The organism is Ruegeria sp. F5 (assembly GCF_056533845.1).
Window position 1 is genome coordinate 1 of sequence record NZ_JBQFOU010000043.1, and the last position, 2,500, is coordinate 2,500.

Annotated in this window: 2 rRNA genes (1 of these 2 cut by a window edge); both read right to left on the reverse strand. The window is 54.8% G+C overall.

Annotated features, from left to right (window positions below):
• Positions 1-103: 103 nt before the first annotated feature.
• Positions 104-218 (reverse strand): 5S ribosomal RNA (gene rrf, locus ACR0K1_RS25145).
• Between the two features lie 187 nt (positions 219-405).
• Positions 406-2,500, reverse strand: a 23S ribosomal RNA gene (locus ACR0K1_RS25150); it runs 769 nt beyond the window's last position.

Here is a 2,500-nt window from a genome sequence, read left to right on the forward strand (position 1 = left end):
CGACCTTCAGGTTATGAGCCTGACGAGCTACCGGGCTGCTCCATCCCGCGACAGGGTCGAATAAGTGCGATATCGTTAGAGAGCTTGTGTGGGCTTTTTCTAGGTTTGGCGGTGACCTACTCTCCCGGGGCTTGAGCCCAAGTACCATTGGCGCGGCAGTGCTTAACTTCCGGGTTCGGGATGGGACCGGGTGTTTCACTTGCGCTATGACCACCAAACCGAGGAAAAGCCCATGTCGACTTTCTTGCTTTGCAAGAAAGCGACAGGTGGCAGGCAGCGTATTCGCGAAGCGAATGCGCGGTGCCACTCGGTTATTTAATCAACCAACATCGCGGCTTGGCGCTGCGACGTTATCCATTGTCAAGGTCGGTGTATGCTTTCGGCTTTGTCTTTCCATTACTGGATCAAATCAAGCCTATCGGGCGATTAGTACCGGTCAACTGAACGCATTACTGCGCTTACATCTCCGGCCTATTGACGTGGTGGTCTTCCACGGCCCTCAGGGAGACCTTGTTTTGAGGGGGGCTTCCCGCTTAGATGCCTTCAGCGGTTATCCTGTCCGATCATAGCTACCCAGCACTGCCGTTGGCACGACAACTGGTCCACCAGTGGATCGTTCACCCCGGTCCTCTCGTACTAGGGGCAACTCCTCTCAAGTCTCCTACACCCACGGCAGATAGGGACCGAACTGTCTCACGACGTTCTAAACCCAGCTCACGTACCTCTTTAAACGGCGAACAGCCGTACCCTTGGGACCTGCTCCAGCCCCAGGATGAGATGAGCCGACATCGAGGTGCCAAACACTGCCGTCGATATGGACTCTTGGGCAGTATCAGCCTGTTATCCCCGGCGTACCTTTTATCCGTTGAGCGATGGCCCTTCCACTCGGGACCACCGGATCACTATGGCCGTCTTTCGACTCTGCTCGACTTGTCAGTCTTGCAGTCAGGCTGGCTTCTGCCATTGCACTCAACGAGCGATTTCCGACCGCTCTGAGCCAACCTTCGCGCGCCTCCGTTACGCTTTAGGAGGCGACCGCCCCAGTCAAACTACCCGCCACGCAGGGTCCCGGATCCGGATAACGGACCGCGGTTAGACATCAAGAGTGCGAAGGGTGGTATCTCAAGGGAGGCTCCACGGATACTTGCGTTTCCGCTTCAAAGCCTACCACCTATCCTGCACATCACAATCCTGATGCCAGTGCGAAGCTGTAGTAAAGGTGCACGGGGTCTTTCCGTCTAACCGCGGGAAGCCTGCATCTTGACAGGCAATTCAATTTCGCTGAGTCGATGTTGGAGACAGCGGGGAAGTCGTTACGCCATTCGTGCAGGTCGGAACTTACCCGACAAGGAATTTCGCTACCTTAGGACCGTTATAGTTACGGCCGCCGTTTACCTGGGCTTCAATTCAAGGCTCTCACCTCTCCTTTTAACCTTCAGGCACCGGGCAGGCGTCAGACCCTATACGTCGTCTTGCGACTTCGCAGAGCCCTGTGTTTTTAATAAACAGTCGCCACCCCCTGGTTTGTGCCCCCAGCCCCTAGTTGCCTAGGAACCGGGCCTCCTTCTCGCGAACTTACGGAGGTATTTTGCCGAGTTCCTTCAACATCGTTCTCTCAAGCGCCTTGGTATGCTCTACCAGTCCACCTGTGTCGGTTTAGGGTACGGTCTGATGGAGGGCTATTTCCAGGAACCACTCAGCAGCCCAATCAATCCGATAAGATTGAACTACACCTGTGATCCGTCACATCCTCCTGGCCCAGGAATATTAACCTGGTTCCCATCGCCTACGCCTTTCGGCCTCGGCTTAGGGGCCGGCTTACCCTGCTCAGATTAGCTTTAAGCAGGAACCCTTGGACTTTCGGCGAGAGTGTCTCTCACACTCTTTGTCGCTACTCATGTCATCATTCTCACTAGTGATCTCTCCACCGGATGGCTCACGCCCCGGCTTCATCGAAAGGACTTATATCTGTGCTACCGCTTACGCTACTTGAGCACGGTTGCCCGCGCCCCGGTGTCGGGCGGTAATTCAGATAAAGTCCTATGTCACACTACGCTCTGCTACCATGCCTTACGGCATCCTAGACTTCGGCTCATGGCTTGAGCCCCGTTACATCTTCGCCGCAGGACAACTTGTTTAGACCAGTGAGCTGTTACGCTATCTTTAAAGGATGGCTGCTTCTAAGCCAACCTCCTGGTTGTTTTGGTCGTCCCACCTGCTTTCCCACTTAGCCATGAATTGGGGGCCTTAGTCGTAGGTCAGGGTTGTTTCCCTCTCCACTACGGACGTTAGCATCCGCAGTGTGTCTGCCATCTAGTACTCCCGGGTATTCGGAGTTTGGTTAGGATCAGTAAGCCTGTGGGGCCCCATTACCCATCCAGTGCTCTACCCCCCGGGGTATTCGGATGACGCTCTACCTAAATAGATTTCGCAGAGAACCAGCTATCTCCGAGTTTGATTGGCCTTTCACCCCTAGGCACAGCTCATCCCGATCCTTTTC